Source organism: Caballeronia sp. INML3B, assembly GCF_023631305.1.
GTDB classification, from domain to species: Bacteria; Pseudomonadota; Gammaproteobacteria; order Burkholderiales; family Burkholderiaceae; genus Caballeronia; species Caballeronia turbans.
Genome location: NZ_JALQDI010000040.1, coordinates 121,537 through 145,384, shown reverse-complemented (window position 1 = coordinate 145,384; position 23,848 = coordinate 121,537). Strand labels below are relative to the sequence as shown.

Genomic DNA, 23,848 nt, shown 5'->3' with positions numbered 1-23,848 from the left:
GATGGAGGCGCATACCTCGTAAAACGTCGGAGGACATCATGGACAAGAACCGCATCGAAGGCACGGCTCGTCAGATGAAGGGCATCGTTCGCGAAGCCGTCGGCAAGGCAACCGGAAGCCGCAGCACGCAAATGCGCGGCACCGCCGAAAAGATGGCGGGCAAGGTGCAGGCAAAGCTCGGCGCGGCAGCCGATGCCGTACGGCGCATCAAGAAGTAACCGCCACGCCGCTTGCTGCACGTCAGAAGCCCAGGTCGCTCAGGCTCGGATGCTCGTCGGGCCGGCGGCCGAGCGGCCAGTGATATTTGCGATCCGCTTCCTTGATCGGCAAATCGTTGATCGAGGCATGGCGATGCGTCATCAGTCCCGCTTCGTTGAATTCCCAGTTCTCGTTGCCGAAGCTGCGATACCAGTTATTGGCATCGTCATGCCATTCATAGGCGAAGCGCACCGCAATGCGGTTACCCTTGTACGCCCACAACTCCTTGATCAGGCGATAGTCGAGTTCGCGCGCCCACTTGCGCCGCAGGAACGCGACCACTTCTTCGCGCCCGTTCGCGAACTCCGCGCGATTGCGCCAGCGCGTGTCCACGCTGTACGCGAGCGAGACGCGCTCGGGCTCGCGCGTGTTCCAGGCATCTTCGGCGAGACGGACTTTGAGCTTGGCAGATTCTTCATCGAACGGGGGAAACGGCGGCTTGGATTCCATGGCGAGTCCTCTTCCTTGTCAAGCGATGCGATAGGTAGACAGGTCTGTCTACTGAGCGCACTCTAGCGCAGGTAGACGAACCTGTCTACAATCGACTGCATGAATACTTCAGTTTCGCCCATCGATGTCTCCGAGCTCGCCCCGGACGCGCGCATTCTGCATACCGCGCACGGTCTCTTTTATCGCGACGGCATTCGCGCAACGGGCGTCGATCGCGTGATCGCCGAATCTGGCGTCGCGAAAAAGACGTTCTATCGCTACTTTCCAAGCAAGGACGACCTGATCGTCGCGTTCCTGGATTTTCGTCACGATAACTGGATCACGTGGTTCCGCGATGCGCTCGCGCGCCACGGCGGAAAGCTCAACGCCCTCGTTCCCGCGCTGGCGGAATGGTTCGGCAGCGAGAATTACCGGGGTTGTGCGTTCATTAATTCGGTCGTCGAAGTCGGGGCGACGTTGCCGCAAGCAGTCGATATTTCGCGCCGTCACAAACGCGACATGACCGCGGCGATCCGCACGCTGATGCCGGCTTCGCGAACGGCCAAAGCAGATGCGCAAGCGCTTGCACTGGCGGTGGACGGCGCGATCGTCGCCGCGCAATTCGCCGACTCGCCCGCGGATGCGTTGAAGGCGCTTGCGCGCGTGGTGCGCGCGATCGCGGCGGCGCAACGAAGCATCCAGTAACCGACTGGCGTTACTTCGTCATTGCGCTTTCGATGGGCGTAACAGCCGGCTTCGACGTGACTGACGATAGCGCCTGCTCAACGACACCCGCGAGCCTTGCGAACTGAGGTGCGATCTGATCGTTGGGCACGCACGCGTAACCGAGCATCAACCCCTTTCTCGCCGCGAGCCGGTTCAGGTAATAGTTGTCGAGCGGCCGCGTCACGACACCGGCGGACAGTGCGGTGGCGGCGATCGTCCGGTCGTCGGCGAAATCGGGCAGATCGAGCACGAAGTGCAGACCGGCTTCATCGCCGCGCACCGGCAGCGAATCGCCGAAGCGGGCGCGGATCGCGTTGATCAGCAGTTCGCGCCGCTCGCCGTACAGACCGCGCATGCGTCGCACATGCGAGGTCAGATGGCCATCCAGAATGAACTCGGTGAGCACGGCCTGCTGCATCAGCTGCCCCTCGCGGTAGAGTTCGGCCACGCCGGTGCGAAAGGAATCGACGAGATTGTCCGGCACCACCATATAGCCCATGCGCAAGCCCGGATAGAGCATCTTGCCGAGACTTCCGACATAGATCACCTGCCCCGCGTCGTCGAGCCCTTGCAGCGATGACAAGGGCCGGCTGCCATAGCGGAACTCGCTGTCGTAATCGTCCTCGATGATCCAAACCTTGTGCTGGCGCGCGAACTCGAGCAATGCGCGGCGCCGCGCGAGACTCATCACCATGCCGAGCGGATATTGATGCGATGGCGTGACGAGCGCGATGCGCGGCGGCTCGGCCATGTCGCGCGCGGCGGGATTGAGCCCTTCGTCGTCGACGGGAATCGGCACGAGCGTCAGCCCCGACGACTGCAGCACGCTGCGCACGCCCCAGTAGCAGGGTTCCTCGACCCACGCGCGATCGCCGAAATCGGTGAGCAGGCGCATGGCGAGATCGATGGACTGGTGAATGCCCGTCGTGATGATGATCTGGTCCGGGTGACACTTCACCGAGCGCGCGACGCGCAAATAATCGGACAGTGCGCGCCGCAGCGGCCGATAGCCGCCGCCGGGCGCGTAGGTGAGCAGTTCGGGGCTCGCGCGTTTCCACAGGCGCGCCTGCAAGCGGCTCCACGTGCGCGCCGGGAATTCCGCGACGTCCGGCACGCCCGGCATGAATGCGCCCCACTGCTTCGGCGACACGCCCGCCTGCGCGATCAGACGCTCGCCGCGGCGCGAGATCGTGCACGGCGCCTTCGTTTCCTCGGCGCGCGCTTTCTTGCCGGCGACGCCATCGCGCGGCGCGGTGTCGGCGACATAGGTGCCGCTGCCGGTCGTCGAGGTCACGTAGCCTTCGGCCGTGAGCTGATCGTAGACATGCAGCACCGTATTGCGGGCGATGCCGAGATCGGTCGCCAGCGTGCGTGAACTCGGCAGCTTCGTGCCCGGCGCGAGTTGGCCCGTCAGGATGGCCTGCTGCATGAGTTCGAGCACTTGCCGGTACATCGGCTCGGTGGCCGACCGGTCGAGCCGGGCGCTCAGCCAGTCGGCCAGGATGATCGTATCCATGAAGTCTCCCACCGCTCGGAGCCGCTTGGCCGGCGCGCTCAAGTGGTTCTATTTTGAATATTGAAATGGCTCCCCATTGTAGAACCGTAACGGGCTATAGTTATCGCAAGCAGTGGAAATAATTTCCGGGCGCCGAAGGCGGTCGGCAGTATCAGGGTTTTCCGAAGGAGACACGGAAGATGAAATCCGATCAGGTGATCGTCAGCTTTCGCGGTGTGCGAAAGACGTACGACGGTGAAACGCTCGTCGTCAAATCGCTCGATCTCGACATCTATCAGGGCGAATTTCTCACGCTGCTCGGGCCGTCCGGCTCCGGCAAGACCACTTGCCTCATGATGCTCGCGGGCTTCGAGTTCCCCACCGGCGGCGAAATCTGGCTCGACGGCAAGCTCCTGAACAAGGTGCCGCCGCACAAGCGCGACATCGGCATGGTGTTCCAGAACTACGCGCTCTTTCCGCATCTGTCGGTGCAGCAGAACGTCGAGTATCCGCTCACGGTGCGCAAGATGTCCGCCGAAGAGCGCGCGCATCGCGTGAACAACGCGCTCAAGATGGTGCGCATGGAAAGCTTCGCGAAGCGTTACCCGGCGCAGCTTTCGGGTGGCCAGCAGCAGCGCATCGCGCTGGCCCGCGCGCTCGTGTTCGAGCCCAAGCTCGTGCTAATGGACGAACCGCTCGGCGCGCTCGACAAGCAATTGCGCGAGCATATGCAAATCGAACTCAAGGCGCTGCACGAGAAGCTCGGCGTCACCTTCGTCTACGTGACGCACGATCAGGGCGAAGCGCTCACGATGTCCGACCGCGTGGCGGTGTTCGACAAGGGCATCGTGCAACAGCTCGACACGGTCGATCACCTGTATGAAGCGCCCTGCAACGAGTTCGTCGCGAACTTCATCGGCGACAGTAACCGCCTGCGCGGCACCATCGAGCAGATTCAGGGCGACTTCTGCGACATTCGTCTTGCCGACGGCACGCGTGTGTCCGGACTCAACGTCGCGAACGCGAAGCCGGGTGCGCCGGCCATTGCGTGCATCCGGCCGGAGCGCATGAAGCTCACGCAAGGCAACGGCCATGCGAACGGCAACATCAACGCGCTCGCGGGCGAAGCGAAGAGCCTCATCTATTTCGGCGATCACGTCCGCATGCGCTGCGGCGTGCGCGAGCAGGACGAATGCTTCGTCAAGGTACCGCTCGGCACCGCGGCGCTCGACGGCTTCACGCCCGGCGCGCCCGTCGCGCTCGAATTCGCGCCCGAGCATTTGCGTGTGTTCGCCTGAATCCCGATCAGGCGTCGCGCTTCCCACCCGTAGGTCCACTGACAAAACCAAGTCGAAGAAGAGAGGAAACCATCATGAAGAAGTTCGCACTGTGTTCCATGGCGGCTGCGCTCGCGTGCGTGTCGGCGGCGTCGGGCGCGGCGGAAATCACCGTCGTCAATTTCGGCGGCGCGAACGGCGATGCGCAGAAGGTCGCGTTCAATCAGCCGTTCGAGCAATCGACGAAGAACAAGGTCACGGCCGTCGAATACAACGGCGAGCAGGCCAAGGTCAAGGCAATGGTCGAAGCGAAGCACGTCAACTGGGACGTGGTCGAAGTCGAATCGGGCGATCTCGGCCGCGGCTGCGACGAAGGGCTCTATGAAAAGCTGGACTGGTCGAAGATCGGCAAGAAGTCGGACCTCGTGCCCGAATCGCCGCAAACCTGCGGCGTCGGCTTCTTCGTCTGGTCCACGGCGCTCGCCTACAACGGCGACAAGCTGAAGACGGCGCCGGCAGGCTGGGCGGACTTCTGGGACACGAAAAAATTCCCCGGCAAGCGCGGCATGCGCAAGGGCGCGCGCTACAACCTCGAATTCGCGCTGATGGCCGACGGCGTCGCGCCGAAGGACGTCTACAAGGTGCTCGGCACGAAGGCCGGCGCGGACCGCGCGTTCAAGAAGCTCGACGAACTCAAGCCGTCCATTCAATGGTGGGAGGCAGGCGCACAGCCGCCGCAGTTCCTCGTCGCGGGCGATGTCGTGATGTCGACCGCGTATAACGGCCGCATCGACGCCGCGCGCAAGGAAGGCAAGAACCTGAAGGTCGTGTGGAACGGCAGCATCTACGACCTCGACTACTGGGCGATTCCGAAGGGCTCGCCGAACAAGGACGTCGCGCAGCAGTTCATCGCATATTCGGTGTCGCAGAAGCCGCAGGAAGTCTATGCGAAGAACATCGCGTACGGCCCGGTGAACAAGGCGGCGATCTCCGCCCTCGACACGAAGACGAAGGCCGACATGCCGAACTCGCCGGAGAACGCGAAGAACGCGGTGCTGCAGGACATGGCGTTCTGGACCGATCACGGCGACGAGCTCGAGCAGCGCTTCACCGCGTGGGCGTCGAAGTAAACGCATCATAAGCAGCAAGACGGTCGCGCTTTTCGAAAGCGCGACCGCAAAGAAGGAGACTCAAGCGTGAACACCATGACGATCCCCGCCGAAGAATCGCGCGAATCAAGCGCGCGTCTGAAGCGCGAATTGAAGATCGCAGATGCGAAAAAGCGCGCCATGGCGCTCATGCTCATCGCGCCACTCGCCATTTTTCTGTTCCTGATTTTCGTCGTGCCGATCGGCGCGCTGCTCACGCGCGCGATCGAAAACCCCGAAGTGGCGAACGCACTGCCGCACACCGGCGCGGCGCTGGCGAAATGGGACCGCAAGGCGCCGCCATCGGATGAAGCTTATGCCGCGCTAGCGCAGGATCTCACCGCGATCTCGGACGGCGAATCGATGGGCGCACTCGCGCGGCGCCTGAATACCGAAATCCCCGGCTATCGCTCGCTCGTCGCGAAAACCGCACGCGCGATGCCGCTCACCGGCGACGACGGCAAGGCCCTGCCCGCCGCGCAGATCAAGGCGAAGATCCTCGAGATCGACGAGCGCTGGAACGACCCCGCGTACTGGCAGGCGATCGCGAAGAACGCGGGCCGCTATTCGCCGTTCTACATGCTCGCGTCGCTCGATCACAAACAGGACGGCTTCGGCAACATCGTTCATGCGGAGCCGGATCAGTCGATCTATCTCAACGTCTTCGGCCGCACCTTCGTGATCGGCGTGGGCGTGACGCTGTTCGCGCTGCTGCTGGGTTATCCCCTGGCCTACTGGATTTCGACGCTGCCCGAGCGCCGCGCCAACCTCGTAATGGTGCTCGTGCTGATTCCGTTCTGGACGTCCGTGCTGGTGCGCGTCGCCGCGTGGATCGTGCTTCTGCAAAGCGAAGGGCTGGTGAACACGGCACTTCTCGGCAGCGGGCTGATCGGCTCGCCGCTGGCGCTGCTCTTCAACCGCGTCGGCGTCTATATCTCGATGACGCACATCCTGCTGCCCTTCATGATCCTGCCGCTCTACAGCGTGATGAAGTCGGTGCCGCCGACCTATCAGCGCGCGGCCGTTTCGCTCGGCAGTCATCCGTTTGCCGCGTTCTGGCGCGTCTATGTGCCGCAGACTTACCCGGGCATCGGCGCGGGCGTGCTGCTCGTGTTCATTCTCGCCATCGGCTACTACATCACACCGGCGCTGCTCGGCGGGCCGAACGATCAGATGGTCAGCTATTACATCGCTTACTTCACGAACGTAACGATCAACTGGGGCATGGCGTGCGCGCTCGGCGCGCTGCTGCTCGCCGCGACACTGCTGCTCTACGTGGTCTACGGACGCTTCACGCGCGCCAACGTGAGCTTGGGGTAACAAAAGATGAAACTCGCCAAACCGATGTTCGCGCCGCATACGTCCGCCATCGAGCGCATCTGGTATTTCGCGTTGCGCATCATTTGCGTGCTGACGCTGCTCTATCTGATTTTGCCTGTGCTCGCGATCGTGCCGCTTTCGTTTTCATCGAGCACGTTCCTGGTTTATCCGATCCCGGGCTGGTCCATGCGCTGGTATCACAACCTCGTCATGTCCGATGAGTGGCGCATGGCCGCAAAGAACAGCTTCATCGTTGCGCCTTCGGCAACGCTCGTCGCGACGATCCTCGGCACGCTCGCCGCGGTCGGGCTCACGAAGGCCAATTTCATGGGCAAGAGCCTGCTCATGGCCGTGCTCATTTCGCCGATGATCGTGCCGGTGATCGTCGTCGGCGTTGGCATGTATCTGTTCTTCGCGCCGCTCGGCATCGCCAATACCTATTTCGGGCTGATTCTGGCGCATGCGGCGCTCGGCGTGCCGTTCGTCGTGACGACCGTCGGCGCGACGCTGCAGAACTTCAATTACAACCTCGTGCGGGCGAGTCAGTCGCTGGGCGCGAGCCCGTTGAAGACGTTCTTCCGCGTGACGCTGCCGGTCATTGCGCCGGGCGTGATCTCGGGCGCGCTGTTCGCGTTCGCCACCTCGTTCGATGAAGTCGTGGTTACGCTTTTTCTCGCCGGCGCCGATCAGACGACGCTGCCGCGGCAAATGTTTACCGGCATCCGCGAAAACATCAGTCCGACGATCGCCGCGCTCGCGACGATCCTCATCGTGTTCTCGACGAGCCTGTTGCTCGCGCTGGAGTGGTTGCGGGGTCGTGCGGCAGCGCGCGCAGTCGCTTAACGGGTCGGTCCGCGGGAGACATCGAGACTGCGTGGCACGTCGTGCCTGCGAGGCTCCGCGTGGGATCGCCGGTTCGCTGATAGATCTGGACCGGTTCGTCTCGCGGAACAATCCGCGCGCGTATCGAACAAGACCCTCGCGAAATTGGGTGATTGCGGCCTAAAGCGCCGTCTGTATCGGTCCGCAACGCACCTTACGAATGGCTGAAATGCCCGCCGGTCAAGGCGCGAAGGGGGACCTCGCGCTTCGCCGCCTGATTATTCGTAACAGCGGGATAGTGTATTCACTGATGCGGTATTTATCGGAATATGCTTAATGACGTACGTTCTAGGTCGAGTCAAAGCTTGGAACAATGCCATGACAGCTTTTTCGAAAAGAGCGGACCCGTGGTCACAGACGGTTCACCTGCTCGAGGCGATGCCCACGGACATCGCTCGCACTGCCCCATCCCAGAAATCCGCCCGCGCGGAAAGCGCGTTCCTCGAACGCCTGACGCGCGACTGGAATCGGGCGCACCCACATCGTGCGGATGATCGCCTGCCGTTCCCGCAGGCCATCGTGCGCGTAATCGAGCGTCCGAGCAGCGCGACGGCGCTCGTCTACTGGTCCGATCCCGGCACGTGCCACTACGGTTATCAGGGCTGGCGCGCCACGACTGCGACGGCCGAAGGCGTGTGCTCGCTATCGGGAATGCCGATCCATCGGGGCGATCAGGTCTATCGGCCGTCGCAGCGCGATCCGAAGCCGCAGAATGCCTCGGCGATGATTCTCGCGGCCGCGATGCCTAAAAACGCCGAGGAAATGGAAGTCGATTTGCAAGGCTGACGGTCAACGGGGATTGAAACCGGCGGAAGAACCGGCATCGTCAGTTGATGCCGGTTCTTCCGCCGCGCGTGTTCAATAGCCCACCGTGATCCGCTGCCGGATATGAGCACCACGCTGGAATTCGTCGAGGAAGGCGATTGCGTAATCGTCGTACGAAATCCAGCTGCGCCCGCTGCTGTCGACGAGCAGTTCATCCACGCCCAGCCGGAATTTCTGAGTGCGCGGCCCCGGAACGAATTCCGCCGATGGCGAAACGAAGGTCCAGTCCACGTCGCGCTCGCGGCGCAGCGCATCCAGAAAAGCCGCGCCCGCCGTTGCTTCCGGCTTGTACGCTGCGGGAAAACCCGGCAAATCGAGCACGCGCTGACCTGGCGCCGCATACAGGCTGCCCGCACCGCCGACGACCAGAAGGCGCTGCACGCCGGCGCGCTTCACCGGTTCGACGATCGCGCTTTCGGAAATCGTTGCAAAGCGCGTCGCGCTGAACGCCGCGTCGTGTCCGGCGAGAACGCGAGCGAGCGCGTCGGCATCCCGCGCATCTACGTCGTGCGCACTGACGCCGTCCCGCTGTTCGAGCGCGGAGGTATCGCGCGCAATCGCGGTGACCGTGTGTCCGCGCCGCAACGCTTCTTCCAGCAGGCGGCTGCCGACGTTGCCTGTCGCCCCGATGATCGCGATCTTGCTCATGCCACGTTCTCCTTTGCTTTTACGGCCTTTGCACCAGCGTCGTTGAAACCGCCGGTATTGTTGAAGGGAAATAAACCGTCGCGCGGCGGCCGCTTTCGATTGTGTTTCTTTGCAGGTCAGACGAAATCGGAGAATCAATTGGCGCTCGGTCATTTTTAAGAGCATAGGTAATAGCGGTACATCATGCAATTTCCGGGCCGATTTCGGTCGCCGGACACAATATCGGCACGCCATTGTCATAATCGAACTGCACGTTCGAAAGTGCATACCACCGTTACACTAGAGGCCCCGCACTCTCTAGAAACGCCCGACAGCGGCGATTACCGGCGCGCCGCGCGCAGCGCTTTCGAAGCGAGTCCTCAAAACGAAGTCGCCAAAATGTCATGACGTTGGTTTATATTGCAGTTCCTCGCCGCTCCATTACCGCAGGAGTTAATCGTGAAGAATCCGCAATTGCAGGGTGCCATCGAAGGACGCGACAATCCGGCAGGCGAAACCGCCTATGAGCCGATTCCGGTTCGCGCAGTCTCAAAGGAGTCCGACGACGAACCCGGTTACTCCGATTCGCTGGACATCCCGCTCAATTACGGCATCGTGATGGACGCAGTCAGAGACGCGGTACGCGCGAATCCCTGAACGTTCAAGCTTTTCATGCAAAGCGCCCCACTCGGGGCGCTTTTTTTCGTGCGCGCGGATGATCGGGCGCAATGCATGCCTTGGCCGACACGGGCCCTTCGCGAGCACTCAAGACGACCAAGAAATCAATCCGCCGGGTGCCGCCCGCATGCGATTCCGCGAGAAGTCAATCGGTGCGAATCAGACCCGGGGCGTGAATTTATCGCATTAACAAGATGGTACACTGCCGCCTCCGCCGTGGCGGGCGGGGCAAGCCCGGAAATGCGAGACGTGCAGACGTGTCGATATTTCGTCCAGTCGCACTCGCGCCGAACGCCCGATTTGAGCCTTTCGCCACGTCCTGTTCGCCCAATCCGACGAAGCAATCCGCTGCTAGTCTTTCCACTGGCGAAAACAATCGCATTGAAGTAAGTTCAGACATGTAATAGCGCCTGGACAAGCGTCCGGATCAATGCTCGCGGGTTAATGGGATAGCTTGCGAGGGTGTAAACAAGACTGATCAATCACGCGCTGTGGCTCGCGCCCTGCCGAACCAGAACATGGCCGCTATTTTCGATTACCTGTTGGACAGTCAGATTTCCCGGCAATGGCGAGGCCTGCTGGCCGCCCTTGCAGACGAATTCGAAGCGCAGATCGGGCGCAATGAATTGCGTCAGTTGATGCATCGCGTGGGCAGCCGGTTCGCCGAGGCGCGGCCGCTGCCGCCCTGCGATTCGACAGCGGCGCTCGCCGACACGCTCAACGCCCTGTGGCACGACACCGACTGGGGCTTCGTCGAACTGTCCGATGAACGCGACTATCTGAGCATCGTCCATTACTGCGCGCCGCTGCCTGCCTTCGGCGAAAGCGCGCTCGCGTGGACGCCCGCGTTTCTCGAAGGAGCGTATCAACAGTGGCTCGCCGCGCTCGGCGCGCAGGGACTCGCGATCCGGCAGGCAAGCGAGTTCGGCGACGACGCGGCCATCGAATTCAGGCTCGCGCGCGTCGCGGCCTGAAACGTCTTCAGCGCAATCCGACCGCCGCCTCGATGCGGCGGCACCAAGCGGCCCAACGGGCGGCTCCAGACAAGCAGCATCGGCCAGGCATCAAGAATTGGCACGACGAGGAAGCGGCATCATGAATACTTCGCGCGACATCGAGAAGCTGTTCGATCATTTCGGCGGCAATGCAGGCGACTACCAGGAAATCGGACGAGAGAACGAGGCCAGGACGGCTCGCACCCGCTGGCCGCTGCTCGCCACGCTCGACTTCGCGCAACCGGCGATCCCCGAGATCGCGCCGCGCCGCGACGCGCAACCGAACATTGCGCGGCCGCGTGCGACTGAACCGTCCGTCGAGCCGGCCGAAAAGCCGACGCCGATTCATCGGGGCAGGCAATCGCTCTTCACGCGGCCCCTTCGCCGCACGATTCCGCCCGTCAATCCGCCCGCCGCCGAGTCGCTGAGCGCGTTGCGTTTTTCGGTGCCCGGCGAATCGGCGTCGAACGAAACCGGAACGATTGCGGATTCGGCGGACGCACCCGCAGCGAGCGTGCCGCCCGTACAGACTTTCGCCGCGCCTGTCGAATCGAAGGCCGTGGCGGATGACGCCGGCACGGTCGTGACGGAACGCCCGGGCGCGTCCGCCACGCTCGGCTCGAACTTTCTCGCGCGCCGCACGCCCTCTCCGCGGACAGTGCCCGCCCCCGAACCCACGCCCGCCGCGCCGCATTCGATCCTCGGCAAGCTCTTCGGGCAACCGACGCAGCACGTCCCGAGCGCGCCCGCGGGCTCGCTCGACGCCGTGTTCGAGCGTCTGCGCCGCGCCCGTCCCCAGGGCGAAGAATCCTCGAACACGCGCGCAGGCACCGGCCACGCCGCTCAGGCACGCCGCCACTCACGCTCATGAAAGTCATCACGGTAGTTTCCGCGAAGGGCGGCGTCGGCAAAACGACGCTCGCCGCGAATCTCGCTTCGGTGCTCGCCGCGCGCAACCGCCGCGTGATCGTGCTCGATCTCGATCCGCAAAACGCGCTGCGCCTGCATTTCGGCATTCCGCTCGACAGCATCGACGGCATTTCGCGCGCGACGCTCGCCGGCGATCCGTGGCAAACGGTGATGTTCGACGGCGTCGACGGCGTGACCGTGCTGCCCTACGGCGCCGTGATCGAGGACGACCGCCGCCGCTTCGAGGCGCTCGTCGACAGTGATCCCGCGTGGCTCGCCCACTCGCTGCAGTCGCTCGCGCTCGACGCCAGCGACATCGTGATCGTCGACACGCCGCCGGGCTCGTCGGTCTATACGCGCACCGCGCTGACAGCGGCGAACTTCGCGCTGAACGTCGTGCTCGCGGATGCCGCGTCCTATGCCGCGATTCCCGGCATGGAGCGCATGGTCGATGCCTACGCCGCACCGCGCCCGGATTTCGCCGGCCAGGGCTATGTCGTGAATCAGGTCGATCAGTCGCGCCAGTTGAGCAAGGACGTGCTGAAGGTGCTGCGCAACATGCTCGGCACGAAGATGTTCCCAGGCGTGATCCATCAGGACGAAGGCGTCTCGGAATCGCTCGCGTGCGACACGACGCTCATCCATTACGATCCGCTTTCGCAGGCCGCCGCCGATCTGCGCGCGTGCGGCGACTGGCTTCTCTCCGCCATCGATGCGATGGCCGCCTCGTCGAGGAAGCTCGCATGAGTTCCGCCAAGATCCCCTCGCCCGAAACCGAGGTCAGCGTCGCGACCTCGCGCCTCGAACGTTTCGTCGATGCGGGCATCTGGGGCAGCCGCATCGTCGTGACTCTCCTCACGGTCTTCGCGGCGTTCGCGCTGTATTTCGTCGTCACGGTGCCGCTCGCGTTCGGCCAGCAGCTTGCGTTCGCCACGATCTGCTTCCTTTGCGCGCTCGGTTTTCGCCGCCTGCAAGGCCAGTACGCGACGCTCGTGATGATCATGCTGTCGATCGTCGCGTCGGGCCGCTACATGTTCTGGCGTCTCACCGAAACGACCTACTGGGAACGCCCGCTCGACGCCGCGTGGGGCCTCTTGCTCGTCGCGGCCGAAGTCTACGCGACGCTCGTGCTGCTGCTCGGCTACTTCCAGACCGCGTGGCCGCTGAAGAGAATGCCGCTGCCGCTGCCCGCGGACCGCAGCCAGTGGCCGACCGTCGATGTCTTCATCCCGACCTACAACGAGCCGCTCTCGGTCGTGAAGCCGACGATCTACGCGGCGCTCGCGCTCGACTATCCGTCGGACAAGCTCGCGATCCACGTGCTCGACGACGGCCGCCGTCCCGAGTTCAAGACGTTCTGCGAGGAAGTCGGCGTCAACTGGACAATCCGCACGCACAATCGTCATGCGAAGGCCGGCAACATCAACGAGGCGCTGAAGATCACGAAGGGCGAATTCCTCGCGATCTTCGACTGCGACCACATTCCGACGCGCTCCTTCCTGCAGATCTGCCTCGGCTGGTTTCTGCGCGACAAGCTGCTGTCGATGCTGCAGACGCCGCACCACTTCTTCTCGCCCGATCCGTTCGAGCGCAATCTCGGCACGTTCCGCAAGGTGCCGAACGAAGGCGAGCTGTTCTACGGCCTCGTTCAGGACGGCAACGATCTCTGGAACGCGACCTTCTTCTGCGGCTCGTGCGCCGTGCTGCGCCGCTCGATGGTGGAAGAGATCGGCGGTATTGCGGTCGAGACCGTAACGGAGGACGCGCATACCGCGCTCAAGCTGCATCGGCTCGGCTATACGACCGCTTATCTCGCGATTCCCCAGGCCGCGGGGCTCGCGACCGAAAGCCTCTCGGGACATATCGGCCAGCGCATCCGCTGGGCGCGCGGCATGACGCAGATCTTCCGTATCGACAATCCGCTCACCGGCAAGGGCCTGAAGATCGGCCAGCGGCTCTGTTATCTGAACGGGATGCTGCACTTCTTCTACGGCGTGCCGCGTCTCGTGTTCCTCACCGCGCCCTTGTCGTATCTGTTCTTCGGCGCGCACGTGATCGAAGCGGCGGCGAGCACCATTGCGATCTTCGCGCTGCCGCACATGATGCACGCGAGCATCACCAATTCGCGCATGCAGCGCAGCTTCCGCCACTCGTTCTGGGCCGAAGTGTATGAGTCGGTGCTTGCGTCGTACATCACCGCGCCCACGCTCCTCGCGGTCATCAACCCGAAGCTCGGCAAGTTCAACGTGACGGCCAAGGGCGGCCAGATCGCGAAGGACTACTTCGACTGGTACATCTCGCGGCCGTACCTGTTTCTGCTGCTGCTGAACCTGCTCGGCTTCATCGCGGGCGTCGTGCATATCGTCATGTACTGGCACATCCGCAGCGAAGTGAACACGACCATCCTCAACCTCTGCTGGACGGTCTACAACATGCTGATTCTCGGCGCGTCGGTGGCGGCGGCGAGCGAGCGCAAGCAGGTGCGCGCGACACATCGCGTGACGATGAAGATGCCCGTGATGCTCAAGTTCTCGACCGGCCGCACGCTCGCGTGCGAGACGATCGACTATTCGGAAGGCGGCGTGGGCGTCGCGCTGCCGAGCAAGCTCGAAGTGCCGATGCACGAGCGCGTGACCGTCTCGCTCTTTCGCGGCGACGAGGAGTACGCGTTTCCGGCGACGGTCGGCTATACGGAGCCGGGCCGCGTCGGCCTGCGATTCTCGCAACTCACGCGCGAGCAGGAATACGACTTCGTGAAGACGACTTTCGCGCGCGCGGACGCCTGGACCGGCTGGTCCGAGGGACGCCGCCCGGATACGCCGCTGCGCGGCCTGTCGCATGTGCTGCTGGTGGGCACGCGCGGCATCGCGGGATTGTTCGAGCATTTGTACAGCGACCTTCGTACCTGGATGAACAAGCGCCCGGTCGATGTGAAGAAGCTGAAAACCAAAGACCAATAATGGGCACGGGCATGTCGAAGTTGCGCGTTGAAAACGAAACGGGCGAGCGCGCGCCGCGTTTTTGCGAAAAACCGCTGGGCCGCGCACTGGCCGTTTTGATGGCCTTGCAGACGGCATTCGCGGCCCCGGTCGCGTCGGCTGCGGTCGCGCCGAACGCGGCTTCCGGGAGCGTCCCGCCGGCCACGCAGCAGGCGACCGGCGTCGGCGCCGTGCCCGCGCCGAGTCCGGCGGTGGTGTACAACCCCGCCGCGATCCAGCAGCCGGCGCTCGCGATGCCCGTTCCCGCGTTCTCCGGCAAGCCCGACAAGCCGCTCACCTCGCGCATCCCGACGACCGCCGACCCCGGCACGCTCGTGCCCGGCGGACGCCGCCAGACGCTCACCTTCGCTGATTACGGCGCGCTCGATCCGTTGCAGCTGCGCGGCACCGACGGCCAGAACGGCATCGCGTTCTCGGTGCGTGGCGACGAAGTCGTGACCGGCGCGATCCTGCATCTGATCTACAGCTATTCGCCGTCGCTCTTGCCCTCGACCTCCCAACTGAAGGTGCTCATCAACGGCGAAGTGGCGGCGACGCTGCCGGTGCCGCGCGATCAGGCCGGCATGCTGGTCGCGCGCGACGTGGCGATCGATCCGCGCTTCATCACGGAGTTCAATCACCTCAACGTGCAGTTGATCGGGCACTACACGCAGCAGTGCGAGGACCCGTCGAGCTCGACGCTCTGGGCGACGGTGAGCAACGCGAGCTCGCTCGATCTCACGTATGCGTCGATCGCCAACAAACCCGATCTCGCCGCGCTGCCGCAACCGTTCTTCGACCGCCGCGACGTGCGCCGCCTCGAACTGCCCTTCGTTTTCGCGGGCAAGCCGAGTCTGGCCGCGCTGGAATCGGCCGGCATGGTCGCCTCATACTTCGGCTCGCTCGCGGGCTATCGCGGCGCGATCTTTCCGGCGCAGACCGACAACGTGCCGCTGTCGGGCAATGCCGTTGTCTTCGCCGTCGGCGATGCGAAAGTCGCGGGCGTCGATATTCCGCCGGTCTCCGGTCCGACCATCGCGCTCGTCGAGCGCGACGCGAACGCGCGTGGCCGCCTCCTGCTCGTGCTCGGGCGCGACGACAACGAACTGAAGACGGCCGCCAAGGCGCTCGGCGTCGGCCAGAACACGCTGTCAGGCACCAGCGCGACGATCACGCAGTTCAACGACCTGCAACCGCGCCGCCCGTACGACGCGCCGAACTGGCTGCCGTCCGATCGTCCGGTGCGCTTCGGCGAGCTCGCGGAAGCGCGCGACCTGACCGCCCACGGCTACGACGCGGACGCGGTGCGCATCAACCTGCGCGTGCCGCCCGATCTCTTCATGTGGCAGACGAAGGGCGTGCCGGTGGAGCTCGGCTATCGCTACACGGTGCGTCCGGCGCCGGACCGCTCGTCGCTCAATATCAGCGTGAACGATGGCTTCGTGCAGTCGCTGCGCATTCCGGCGGTGTCGACATCGACGTTCGATCTCGGCCAGTATTTCAGCCGCGTGCTGCCCGACAAGACCGTCGCCGCGCGCCGCGACATCTATCTGCCGCCGCTGCTCATCACGCCGCGTGCGCAACTGCGCCTGCACTTCTACTACGACATCCCGAAGACCGGCGAATGCCAGGGGCGCGTGCTGGATAACGTCGTCGGCGCGGTGGATCCGAATTCGACCATCGATCTGTCCGGCTTCCCGCACTACATGGCGCTGCCCGATCTCGCCGCGTTCGCGAACGGCGGCTTTCCGTTCACGCGCCTCGCCGATCTCTCGCAGACGGCGGTCGTGCTGCCGAACGAGCCGAACTCGGCCGATTACAGCCTGTATCTGCTGGAGATGGGCCGCATGGGCGCATCGACGGGCTATCCGGTGACGGGCGTCACCGTGACGAGCGCGAACGACGTCGACCGTTTCGCCGACAAGGATCTGCTGATCCTCGGCTCGCCGGGACGCCAGCCGCTCCTGCAGCGCTGGGCCAGGCAGATGCCGTTTTCCGGTGACGGCGACGCGCGCACCTTCCAGCTTTCCGATGTCGCGTTCAAGCTCGTCGACTGGTGGCATGGCGAGCAAGGCCCGGAACGCTCGCCCGCGCGCGCGGATCTCTCGCTCGTGAGTTCCAACGGCGACGCGCTCCTGACCGGCTTCGAATCGCCCCTGAAAAGCGGGCGCAGCGCGGTGGCGCTCATCAGCGCGGCCGGCCAGTCCGATGCCGATCTATCCGCGGCCCTGCTCGACAACGACCTGCTGCCTTCGATTCAGGGCGCGATGGCCGTGATCCACGGCCGCACGGTGACGGTCACGTCGAACGGCGAGGCGTACTACATCGGTCATCTCTCGCCGATGCACTACATGCGCTGGGCGTTGTCGTCGCATCCGCTTTTGCTGGTGCTCGGCGGGCTGTTGGCCGCGCTCATCATCGCCGCCCTGTTCTACCGTGCGTTGCGCTCGATCGCCGCACGGCGCCTGAGGGATTGATATGCGGGTATCCACCGCCAGGTTCTTCGCTGGTGCAGTCATCGCCGCGTCCGCGGCAAGCACGCAGGCGGCGCAGCAATGCGGCTGGCCCGCGTATCGCCTCTTCGTCGAGCGTGTCGTGCAGGCCGATGGCCGCGTGATCGACCGCTCGACCGGTGCGCTGCAAACCACGTCCGAAGGCCAGTCGTATGCGATGTTCTTCGCGCTCGTCGCGAACGACCGCGCGACCTTCGACCGTCTGCTCGGCTGGACGCGCACGAATCTGTCGGCCAATCAGTTCGATTCCAACAGCCTGCGCCTGCCCGCCTGGCAATGGGGCAAGAAACAGGACGGCTCGTTCGGCGTGATGGATCCGAACCCGGCCTCCGACTCGGATCTGTGGATCGCCTACGACCTCTTCCAGGCCGGCCGGCTGTGGAAGGAGCCGATGTACACGAAGCTCGCCTATGCGCTCGCGACGCAGATCGTGAAGCAGGAGATCGTCGATCTGCCCGGCCTCGGCCCGATGCTCCTGCCGGGGCCGCAAGGCTTTCGCACCGGCGATGTCACGCGCCTGAATCCGAGCTATCTGCCGCTGCCGCTCTTGCGCGGCCTCGCGCATGAAATGCCCGACGGCCCGTGGACGAAGCTCGCGCAAAACGCCGCGAAGATGATCAGGGTCACGTCGCCGCGGGGCTACGCGCCGGACTGGGCGGCTTACCAGAACGGCCAGTTCGTCGTCGATCCGAAGAACGGCGATGTCGGCAGCTACGACGCGATCCGCGTCTATCTGTGGGCCGGCATGGCGTCGGCGAGCGATCCGCTTGCGCGCCCATGGCTCGATGCGCTTGGCGGCATGCGCCAGAGCGTCGCGCAGACGGGTTTCCCGCCGGAGAAAGTATCGACCATCAGCGGCGCGGCGAGCGACGAAGGTCCGCTGTCGTACTGGGGCGCGCTCGCGCCTTACTTCAAGGCATTGAACGACGAGCGCGGTCTGGGCCTCGCGCGCACTCATCTCGACGCGCTGGTCGCGCCGCCGGGTGCGGGACGCGAACCGGTCTATTACGACCGCGTGCTCGGTCTGTTCGGCGGCGGGTTCATCGACGGGCGCTACCGCTTCGATGAAAACGGCCGTCTCTTGCCGAACTGGAGAAGCGCATGCTGATCCGGGCTCGAAAACGCGTCATCGCGGCGCTGCTTTGCGCCGCGCCGTCGATGGCCTTCGCGCAGGCCGCCGCGACCGATCCGCTCACGGTGCTCATCGATCAGGGCAAATACTGGCAGGCGCACCGGCGCGGCGACCTCGCGGAGCAGGCGTGGCAGAAGGTGCTGCGCATCAATCCCAAACAGCCCGACGCGCTCTTCGGCATGGGCATGGTGCTCGCCGACCGCAAGGACGGCAGCGGCGCGCAACAGTATCTCGCGCAGTTGCGCCAGGTCGCGCCGAACTATCCGAACATCGACGAGCTCGGCCGACGTCTGGGCGAAACCAGCTCGCGCGATCAGACCGTCAACGACGCGCGGCGTCTCGCGCAGAGCGGACAGAGCGCATCGGCCGTGCAGGAATACAAGCGCGCGATCGAAGGCAAGCCCGCGACGCCCGAGCTTCAGCTCGAGTACTACCAGGCGCTCGCCGCCACGCCGCAAGGCTGGGACGAAGCGCGCCGCGGCCTCGAACAACTGGCGCGCCAGAATCCCGACGATCCGCGCTATCAGCTCGCGTATGCGCAGCATCTGACTTATCGCGATTCGACGCGGCGCGACGGCATCGCACGGCTCGCGAAGCTGTCGGGCGATAGCGCCGTCGGCGCGGAGGCGAAAAAGAGCTGGCGGCAGGCGCTCCTGTGGCTCGGCGCGCGCGCATCGGATGCACCGCTTTATCAGGCTTATCTGCAAGTCTCGCCGGACGACGCCGCCGTGAAAGCGCGCTTCGATTCGATGGTTCAGCAGGACAAGTCCGCCCGCGAGCGCGCGCAGGCGGGCGCCGCGGTCGATGCGCGCGGGCGCACCGTCGCGGAGGGCTTTACCGCGCTCGATCGCGGCGATCTCGTGACGGCGCGCGCACGCTTTTCGTCGGTGCTCGCGAGCGACCCGAACGATGCCGACGCGCTAGGCGGCATGGGCGTCGCGGCCCTGAAGCAGGAACGTTTCGCGCAAGCGCGCACGTATCTCGAACGTGCGTCGCGGGCCGGCAATCCGGCGCGCTGGAAGGACGCGCTCACGAGCGCGACCTACTGGACCTATACGAGCGATGCGATCGGCGCGCGCAGCAACGGCCAGATCGCGCAGGCGAAGGCGCTCTTCGAGCGCGCGATCGCGGCCGATCCATCCGATGTCACCGCACAGGTGCTGCTCGGCGAAATGCTGCTCGCAAACGGCGATCCGCGTGGCGCGGAACAGGCGTATCGCATGGCGCTGCGCCGTCAGGCCGACAATCCCGATGCGATCCGCGGGCTCGTCGGCGCACTGGCCGCGCAAGGTCGAGGCGATGAGGCGCTCGAATTCGCCAATCGCCTGAACGCGGAGCAGCAGGCCAAGGCCGGCGGCATCAACAAGCTGCGCGGTGAAGCGCAGGCCGCGCAGGCGCGCGCCGCCGAAGCGCGTGGCGATCTCGGGGCGGCGCGCAGCCTCTTCGAAGACGCACTGCTCAACAATCCCGACGATCCTTGGCTGCGGCTCGACCTCGCGCGCATCTATGTGCGTCAGGGCGCGCTCGGCAATGCGCGCAGCATGATGGACGGCCTGCTCGCCACGCATCCCGACATGACCGACGCGCTCTACGCGAGCGCGTTGCTCTCCGCCGAAACGCAGGACTGGTCGGCCGGGCTCGCTCAACTCGACCGCATTCCCGTCGCGCAGCGCACGCCCGCGATGACCGCGTTGCAGCATCGCCTGTGGGTGCAACAGCAAGCCGAACTCGCGACGCGCACCGCCGCCGCGGGCCAGCGCCAGCAGGCCTTCGCGATCCTGCGCCATGCCGAGCCGGTCGCGGCGGGCAACGCCGAACTGATGGGCGCGGTGGCATCGGCGTATGTCAAGACGGGCGATCCGGGGCGGGCGCTTTCGCTCGTGCGCGGGGCAATGGCCAGTGCGCCGAACGACACCGGCCTGTTGCTGCAATACGCGGGGATCCTGTCGGCGACGCAGCAGCAAGCCGAACTCGGCTCCGTGATGCGCCGGCTTCAGTCGATGCCGCTCACCACGCAGCAGCGCGCGGACTTCAACAATCTGAACGTGGGGATCGTCGTGGCGCAAGCGGATGCCGTGCGCAGGCAAGGCGATCTCGCCGCCGCCTACGACGTGATCGCGCCGTGGCTCGCCGCGATGCCCGACAACGCCGATCTGCAAGCGGCGCTCGGACGCATGTACACGTCGGCGGGCGATGACCGCAACGCGCTCTCCTGTTATCAGAATGCGCTGTCGCGCCGTCCCGAGGATATCGGCCTGCAGACGGCCGCGATGTCCGCCGCGAGCGGCGTGCGCGATTTCAAGCTGGCCGAGACCTACGCGAACCAGGCGTATCAGGCCGCGCCGAACGATCCGGGCGTGCTCGCCGCGATCGGCCGGATGTATCGCGCGCAAGGCAAGCTCGATCTCGCCGCGCAGTTCCTGCAGCGTTCGCTCATCGCCGCCAATACGCCGGCGCCGGTCGCGTCCGCTCAGGGTCGCGGCAATGTTCCGCCCGGCTGGGAAACCGCGATGAGCCGCATCGGCTCGAATCCGCTGCCCGGCACCAACCCGTTCGAAGGCAAGACGGCCGTCGATACGGCGTCGAATCCGGCGCTCGCATCGGGCGCGTCTTATCGTCAGGCCCTTCCTCAGAGTTATTCGCAGCCCGTGCCGACCTATCTGCCGCCTCCTCAGCCCGCGCCTTATACGACACCTTATATGGCACCTTCCTCCGCTCCGGCGACGATGCCCAATGCCGTGCCGCGTTCGGCGCCGAGCGGCGGATACGGCCCGGACATGTACGGCTCGGGGCAATCGGGCGCGCCGTTGCAGCCTTATCCGGGACAGGATGCGGGGACGCCCGGTGCGTATCCGGCGCAGGGGTATCAGGAGCGGCCTGCGTATCAGCCGTATCCGCAGCAGCCGTATCAACAGCCGGGGTATTCGCAGCAGCAGCCTTATCCGCAGCAGGCGCCCTACGCCGCCCAGGACCCGTACACGGCGCCCTGGCCGATGTCGCCCGGCGCGCGCGAGGCGCAGTCGAACGCCTACGCGCCGCCGGCCGCAGCCGGCACGACGAAGAAGAAGCAGACGTCATCGCGCAAGACGACGCCCGCGCGTCCCGCCGATCCCTACGCATACGGCGCGCCGCCGCAGCCGCAACAGTACGCGCAGGCGCCATATGGCCAGCAGCCCTATTACGCGCCGCCGCCGCAACAGTACGCGCAGCAGCCGTATATCCCGCAGCCGCCGGCAGGCTACGCGCAGCCGTATTACCCGTCGCAGGCGCAGCCCGCACAGCGCGCCGCCGCCGCCGCGACGATGAGCGCGGGCGGCGTTCCCGTGCCGCTCGCGAATTCGCAGACGGCGGGCGTCGCCGAAGAACTCGCGCAGATCAACCGCGAGCAGGCGAGCACGGTCTCGGGCGGTCTCATCTTCCGCAGCCGCGACGGCGAGGACGGCCTCTCCAATCTGACCGATATCGAAGCGCCCATCGAAGGCCGCATCAAGGCGGGCAACGGACACGTGATCGTGCGCGCAACGCCCGTCACGCTGGATGCCGGCACCGCGAGCAGCCAGCCGAACACCCTCGCGCGCTTCGGATCGGGTCTGGGCGCGACAGCCAATCCGCCGACGAACAACTACGGATCGCAGACGGCGACGGGCGTCGGCCTCTCGCTCGGCTATGAGAATCGCAACTTCAAGGGCGATGTGGGCACGACGCCGCTCGGCTTTCGCGAGACCAATGTCGTCGGCGGACTGCAGTATCAGAACGCGATTAGCGACAAGGTGTCGTACTCGCTCGCCGTCGCCCGCCGCGCCGTGACCGACAGCCTGCTCTCCTACGCGGGCGCGCGCGATCAGGGCGCCGGCCTCGAATGGGGCGGCGTGACATCGACGGGCGCACGCGCCGACCTCGGCTGGGACGACGGCACGAGCGGCGTCTATCTGAACGCGGCGTATCAGTTTCTCGACGGCAACCAGGTCGCGACCAACAACGCGGTGAAAGGCGGCGGCGGCATCTATACGCGCCTTTTGAAGGACGCGGACCAGACGCTGACCGTCGGCGCGAACACGACGCTCATGCATTACGACAAGAACCTGTCGTACTTCACGTATGGGCAAGGCGGCTACTTCAGCCCGCAGCAGTACGTGATCCTGAACTTCCCGGTCGAATACGCGGGGCGTACGGGGCTCTTCACCTACGATCTGAAGGGCTCGATCGGCGTGCAGCATTATCGTCAGGACGAGTCGAACTATTTTCCGACGAACGCGACGTATCAGGCGCGCGCCGCAAGCTCGGGCGCCACGCCGGACGCGCTCGCGGTCTATCCCGGCCAGAGCAAGACGGGCGTGTCGTACTCGCTCAGTGCGACGGGCGAATACCAGCTTGCGCCGCAACTCGCTTTCGGGGCGACGGCATCGTTCGGCAACGCCTATCAGTATCGCGAGTGGCTCGCCGCGGTGTATGTGCGCTACAGCTTCACGCGTCAGAGCGTCGCGCAGCCGGCGTTCCCGCCGCAGGCGTTCAGCTCGCCGTATCTGTCGCTGTCGAACTGATGTTCTTGCGCGCGCTGCGCTTGCGTCCAGGCGTGAACCTGCTGCCGCAAGCGCAGCGCGCCAGCGGAATCAGCCGAATGAAAACACAAAGCGCCCTCATCGCGAACAACGACCAGTTTCTGCGCGACCTGCAGTTGTTCTGCATCGTCGCGCGCCGCTCGAGTTTCATCGCCGCGGCCACCGAGACCGGCATCTCGCCCGCGCACGTCAGCAAGCGCATCGCGATGCTGGAGACGAGCCTCGGCGTCAGGCTCCTCACGCGCACGACGCGCCGCGTCTCGATCACGAGCGACGGCGAAGCGGCCTTTCAATGGGCGCAAAAGATCATCGACGACGTGCAAGGCATGGCCGATGCCTTCGCCGGATTCGACGATCCGCGCGGCCTGCTGCGCATCGGCACGAGTCTGCGGCTCGGACGCGAGCACGTATCGCCTGCGCTTACGTTGCTCAGGCAGCGTCATCCGGGGCTGGAGATCTGGCTGGAACTGCTCGACCGGCGCGTCGATCTCATCGGCGAGAGCTTCGATATCGACATTCGCGTCGGCGAGGTCGTGGAGCCGCATCTCATCGCGCACAAGATCGTCGACAGCTTTCGCGTGCTCGCCGCCGCGCCCGCGTACCTCGAACGGCGCGGCGCGCCGAAGACGCTCGCCGAGCTCGCGCAGCACGACTGCCTGCTGTTTCGCGGACGCGATCAGCGCTTCGGCGTCTGGCGTCTTTCCGGACCCAATGGCGAAGAAAGCGTGAAGGTGACCGGGCCGATCGCCTCGAACCACAGCGACATCGTGCGGCAATGGGCCAAGGACGGCTTCGGCATCGTGATGGGTTCGATCTGGGACGTCGCCGCCAGCCTGCAGGACGGCAGGCTCGTGCCCGTCCTGCCGGCTTACCGGCAGCGCGCGGATGTGTGGGCGGTGACGTCGGCGCGCTCGTCGCATTCCGCGAAGATCCGCGTGTGCATCGACTTCCTGAAGCAGCAATTGACGCATGGTCCTTACGCGCTCGTCACATCCGCCGTCGCCGGGGTTCTGACGCTTACGCGAATCGCCTTGTCGATGCATTAAGCGTCGCGGCACGGTAAAAAAGCCACCGCCACTTTTACCCGCAACCGGGTT

At 65.0% G+C, this 23,848-nt stretch carries 19 protein-coding genes; 16 read left to right on the top strand and 3 right to left on the bottom strand.

Features of this window, described 5'->3' with window-relative positions; all coding sequences use genetic code 11:
• Positions 1-38 precede the first annotated feature (38 nt).
• Complete coding sequence (locus NCS58_RS16170) at positions 39-218, top strand: CsbD family protein (protein WP_061115981.1); 180 nt, start codon at positions 39-41, stop codon at positions 216-218.
• A gap of 22 nt (positions 219-240) precedes the next feature.
• On the opposite strand, the gene NCS58_RS16165 is transcribed toward NCS58_RS16170, so the two are convergent.
• On the bottom strand, positions 241-708 hold the full coding sequence (locus NCS58_RS16165) for a nuclear transport factor 2 family protein (RefSeq protein WP_061115982.1): 468 nt from the start codon (positions 706-708) through the stop codon (positions 241-243).
• A 99-nt stretch (positions 709-807) separates the two neighbouring features.
• Here NCS58_RS16165 and NCS58_RS16160 point away from each other — a divergent pair, with 99 nt between their 5' ends.
• Complete coding sequence (locus NCS58_RS16160; protein ID WP_061115983.1) at positions 808-1,392, top strand: TetR/AcrR family transcriptional regulator; 585 nt, start codon at positions 808-810, stop codon at positions 1,390-1,392.
• 10 nt (positions 1,393-1,402) lie between these two features.
• On the opposite strand, the gene NCS58_RS16155 is transcribed toward NCS58_RS16160, so the two are convergent.
• Entirely contained in the window at positions 1,403-2,929 is a 1,527-nt protein-coding gene (locus NCS58_RS16155; protein ID WP_061116117.1) for a PLP-dependent aminotransferase family protein, read from the bottom strand.
• Between the two features lie 179 nt (positions 2,930-3,108).
• Here NCS58_RS16155 and NCS58_RS16150 point away from each other — a divergent pair, with 179 nt between their 5' ends.
• From NCS58_RS16150 to NCS58_RS16130, 5 genes are all read left to right on the top strand, one after another.
• Positions 3,109-4,206 carry an ABC transporter ATP-binding protein gene (locus NCS58_RS16150; RefSeq protein WP_061115984.1) on the top strand — a complete coding sequence of 366 codons (1,098 nt, stop codon included), beginning with the start codon at positions 3,109-3,111 and terminating at the stop codon, positions 4,204-4,206.
• Between the two features lie 74 nt (positions 4,207-4,280).
• Positions 4,281-5,315, top strand: coding sequence for an ABC transporter substrate-binding protein (locus NCS58_RS16145; RefSeq protein ID WP_061115985.1), 1,035 nt, complete (start codon positions 4,281-4,283; stop codon positions 5,313-5,315).
• A gap of 66 nt (positions 5,316-5,381) precedes the next feature.
• Positions 5,382-6,653: an ABC transporter permease gene (locus NCS58_RS16140; protein ID WP_061115986.1), complete on the top strand. Its 1,272-nt coding sequence runs from the start codon at positions 5,382-5,384 to the stop codon at positions 6,651-6,653.
• Positions 6,654-6,659: 6 nt separating this feature from the next.
• Positions 6,660-7,496, top strand: a complete 837-nt coding sequence (locus NCS58_RS16135) for an ABC transporter permease (RefSeq protein ID WP_061115987.1) — start codon at positions 6,660-6,662, stop codon at positions 7,494-7,496.
• 357 nt (positions 7,497-7,853) lie between these two features.
• Positions 7,854-8,321: a DUF3331 domain-containing protein gene (locus NCS58_RS16130; protein WP_250477345.1), complete on the top strand. Its 468-nt coding sequence runs from the start codon at positions 7,854-7,856 to the stop codon at positions 8,319-8,321.
• A 72-nt stretch (positions 8,322-8,393) separates the two neighbouring features.
• On the opposite strand, the gene NCS58_RS16125 is transcribed toward NCS58_RS16130, so the two are convergent.
• Entirely contained in the window at positions 8,394-9,008 is a 615-nt protein-coding gene (locus NCS58_RS16125) for an NAD(P)-dependent oxidoreductase (RefSeq protein WP_061115989.1), read from the bottom strand.
• Positions 9,009-9,446: 438 nt separating this feature from the next.
• Here NCS58_RS16125 and NCS58_RS16120 point away from each other — a divergent pair, with 438 nt between their 5' ends.
• From NCS58_RS16120 to NCS58_RS16080, 9 genes are all read left to right on the top strand, one after another.
• Positions 9,447-9,644, top strand: a complete 198-nt coding sequence (locus NCS58_RS16120; RefSeq protein WP_061115990.1) for a hypothetical protein — start codon at positions 9,447-9,449, stop codon at positions 9,642-9,644.
• A 539-nt stretch (positions 9,645-10,183) separates the two neighbouring features.
• Positions 10,184-10,639 carry a cellulose biosynthesis protein BcsD gene (gene bcsD / locus NCS58_RS16115; protein ID WP_061115991.1) on the top strand — a complete coding sequence of 152 codons (456 nt, stop codon included), beginning with the start codon at positions 10,184-10,186 and terminating at the stop codon, positions 10,637-10,639.
• A gap of 121 nt (positions 10,640-10,760) precedes the next feature.
• Positions 10,761-11,531: a cellulose biosynthesis protein BcsP gene (gene bcsP / locus NCS58_RS16110; protein ID WP_061115992.1), complete on the top strand. Its 771-nt coding sequence runs from the start codon at positions 10,761-10,763 to the stop codon at positions 11,529-11,531.
• Positions 11,528-12,316: a cellulose biosynthesis protein BcsQ gene (gene bcsQ, locus NCS58_RS16105; protein WP_061115993.1), complete on the top strand. Its 789-nt coding sequence runs from the start codon at positions 11,528-11,530 to the stop codon at positions 12,314-12,316. Before bcsP ends, bcsQ begins: the two co-directional genes overlap by 4 nt.
• Positions 12,313-14,529: a UDP-forming cellulose synthase catalytic subunit gene (bcsA, locus tag NCS58_RS16100; RefSeq protein WP_250538647.1), complete on the top strand. Its 2,217-nt coding sequence runs from the start codon at positions 12,313-12,315 to the stop codon at positions 14,527-14,529. The genes bcsQ and bcsA overlap by 4 nt, the downstream gene beginning before the upstream one ends.
• Complete coding sequence (gene bcsB, locus NCS58_RS16095) at positions 14,529-17,024, top strand: cellulose biosynthesis cyclic di-GMP-binding regulatory protein BcsB (RefSeq protein WP_096031941.1); 2,496 nt, start codon at positions 14,529-14,531, stop codon at positions 17,022-17,024. The genes bcsA and bcsB overlap by 1 nt, the downstream gene beginning before the upstream one ends.
• A 1-nt stretch (position 17,025) precedes the next feature.
• A complete protein-coding gene (gene bcsZ / locus NCS58_RS16090; RefSeq protein WP_061115995.1) occupies positions 17,026-18,168 on the top strand; it encodes a cellulose synthase complex periplasmic endoglucanase BcsZ in 1,143 nt (380 codons plus the stop codon).
• Positions 18,162-22,733, top strand: coding sequence for a cellulose biosynthesis protein BcsC (locus NCS58_RS16085; protein WP_061115996.1), 4,572 nt, complete (start codon positions 18,162-18,164; stop codon positions 22,731-22,733). The genes bcsZ and NCS58_RS16085 overlap by 7 nt, the downstream gene beginning before the upstream one ends.
• A 77-nt stretch (positions 22,734-22,810) precedes the next feature.
• On the top strand, positions 22,811-23,797 hold the full coding sequence (locus tag NCS58_RS16080) for a LysR family transcriptional regulator (protein WP_061116119.1): 987 nt from the start codon (positions 22,811-22,813) through the stop codon (positions 23,795-23,797).
• The last annotated feature ends 51 nt before the right edge of the window (positions 23,798-23,848 follow it).